At 61.3% G+C, this 2,642-nt stretch carries 3 protein-coding genes; all 3 read right to left on the minus strand.

From position 1 onward, the window contains the following. A partial coding sequence (locus ACEWQ0_RS04655; RefSeq protein WP_476484664.1) for a transposase occupies positions 1 to 1,384 on the minus strand: 1,384 nt, incomplete at its 3' end. 410 nt (positions 1,385 to 1,794) lie between these two features. After that, positions 1,795 to 2,061, minus strand: coding sequence for a zeta toxin family protein (locus tag ACEWQ0_RS04660; protein ID WP_476481160.1), 267 nt, complete (start codon positions 2,059 to 2,061; stop codon positions 1,795 to 1,797). A gap of 214 nt (positions 2,062 to 2,275) precedes the next feature. Continuing rightward, positions 2,276 to 2,642, minus strand: a 367-nt coding sequence (locus ACEWQ0_RS04665; RefSeq protein ID WP_476484665.1) for an indole-3-glycerol phosphate synthase TrpC, incomplete at its 5' end; no start/stop codon positions are given.

Genomic DNA, 2,642 nt, shown 5'->3' on the forward strand with positions numbered 1-2,642 from the left:
CTTCGATACAGGCGATGATCTGGACCGTGCCCCCGCAACTCGGGCAGGTCTCCACATCAATCTGAAAGACCCGCTTGAGGCGCTTCGCCCAGCGCACCGCCGAGCGTTGCTCGACCGGTGTGCGATCTTCCGACGGTCCCGGCCTCTTCGGCTTGCCGCCTCGCCCTCGGCGGGCCGGCGTGATACGAGCCCGGTAAGGACTGTTCGGTGCAAGTACCCCGTGAAAGCGGGTCAGGTTCAGGCGCGGCGGCGGCACGAGCGCCGCCAGCCGGGCGATGAAATCCAGCGGCTCGAAGATCACGTGGGTCGTCCCGTCACGGTACGGGGTTTTCAGCGTGTAGCCGATGTCGCCGCGTGCGGTCAGGAACAGGCGCTTTTCTGAAACGGCAGGACGGCAGATGTATCGGCACAGCCGCTCGAGCTTGTCGCGCTGGCAGGCTTTGACCGCGACACCGGCGTGTAGAGAGAAGCCAGCCACGTTTCCGGGGCCGCCAGTTGCCCAATCCTCCTCATCGCAAGTCGGCAGGGTCTGGAGCTTGAATACTTTGCGTCCGCGATGCGGGCCCACGGCAATACGGTAGGTGATGGAGTGGCCCACCAAATCAGGCATCGGGTCCTCTTCGTCCCGCACATCGCTAAACTCGAGCTGCTCGGTATCGCGCTCCAGTAACCCTTCACGCTCCAGGAGCCGCCCCACCCGGCGGGCGATGGTGTGGACCAGTTGCGTCATTTGGGCCGACGTCGGTTCGCGCACCCACTGGAATCGGGGTCGGTTGTCGTGAGGCGGGGTCACCAGGTAGGCCCCATCAACAAACAGCATGTGAAAGTGGATGTTGAGATTCAGTGCTGAGCCGAATCTCTGAATCAACGTGACAGCACCCGTGCGCGCCGACTGCTGCGTAAAGCCGGCCTGGCGGATCAGGTGGCCGGCAATGACCCGATAGACGATGCCGAGCACGCGGCCAATAAGTGCGGGGTGCGTGGCCAGGAGAAACCGCATGGGAAAGGGAAGGCTCAGTACCCACTGACGAATCGGCCGCTCAGGCAAGATTTGGTCGACCAGCCAGGCCGCGCCATCGGCCATGCGCCGCGCACCGCAACTGGGGCAGAATCCGCGCCGCTTGCAGCTGAACGCCAGCAGATGCTCGGCGCGACAGGAGTCGCAGCGCAGGCGCAGGAATCCGTGCTCCAGCCGCCCGCATTGCAGGTAGCCATCGAAGGCCTGCCGCACATGGCCGGGGAGTTGCTTTCCGGCATCGGCCAGGTGCTCGACAAAGGCCGAATAATGGCGCTCGACGATCTGGTAGAGCAGCGTGTGCTCGGGGCGGTGGCGCTGATAGCCGACACTGCCAATTCCCACACTGTTTGCCCCCACCACTTGCATCAAGCAAAATGGCAGGATCGCTCACAGCAGGAGCGGCGTCAGTCAGTCAATGGCTTGTCAGCAGGTAGGAAGAAAGCGTCGGCTTTCAGGATCGAGGCAAATGCCGTTCATTCGTGATGACTGTAATGGCCAGTCCGCTCAGCCACTACCGGCGGGTTTTCGGCCAACTGCTCAGGAGGGACGAACTCAAGCACACCATTCCTGCTCAGTACGAGGCGCGTTCCAGTCGCCCGCGCCCGCTCGCGCGCTCGTTGTGCACAGCGCGAAGCAACGCGGCTTCTACCCCACGGAGGTCCGGACCTTGAGCTGAGTTTGATTTAATTGCTTCGTCATTCATGCCGTGCACTCGAGTCAATCAAGCGAGGGCGCTCACCGGAATTATCATACACGATCCAATCATCCACCAAATCTCAATAGAGCAGATCGAAGTTCTTTTTCCCCGCCTGAAAACGTCGCCGGATAACGGCTTCCGGAACATCATGGCCGCCTTGCCGAACACGCTCGGCAACCCTTGCAATCGCAGTTTCCGGGCGATCGAGTTGCAGGAAGATCAGCTCCACTCGGTAGCCATCGTTTCGCCAGCGTGGAATCATCCGAGCATAGCCGCGACCGGCCAGGGTCGTTTCAAAACCGAAACTGATCCCAGCAGCAGCATAGCGAGCAATTTCGGAAAGCATCAGGCGGCCGGCCTGGAAGGCTGCCGGGCCTGAATGGCGACAAGCCCGCGGCGATCAAATCGGCGTTGATGAAAACCGGACAATTCGCCTCTTGCAGCAAGTATTCACGGGCAAACGTCGTTTTTCCAGCGCCATTCGGGTCGGCAATGATCAGAATTCGGTGCCCCTCTTCTGCCATGCCATCACTCCAAGGCGAACTGTGTTCGTAGCCGAGCTATCCAGCGATTAGCCGACCCAGCGCCTCTCCGGGATCGGTCTGGCGCATCAAGGATTCCCCAATCAGAAACGCCCCAATCCCTCCTATTCGGAGTTTTTCGACATCCTCGCGGGAATGAATCCCGCTCTCCGAAATCACCAGCCGATCCTTCGGCACCATCGGCGCCAGCCGTAGTGTGGTGTCCAGGTCAGTCACGAAACGATGCAAATCCCGATTGTTGATCCCCACCAGATCCCCGGGCACTTTCAGCGCCCGCTCCATTTCTTCCTCGTCGTGCACCTCCACCAGTACCGCCAGGCCCAGCTCCTTGCCCAGTTCGGCCAGTTCGGCGAGCTGGTCGTCGGTCAGCGCGGCAACGATCAGC

This window comes from Wenzhouxiangella sp. YN9, from assembly GCF_056324165.1.

What these genes read in the sequence shown, in the direction of transcription:
- ACEWQ0_RS04660 (WP_476481160.1), bottom strand. Translation starts at nt 2,061, where the DNA reads ATGCTTTCCGAAATTGCTCGCTATGCTGCTGCTGGGATCAGTTTCGGT.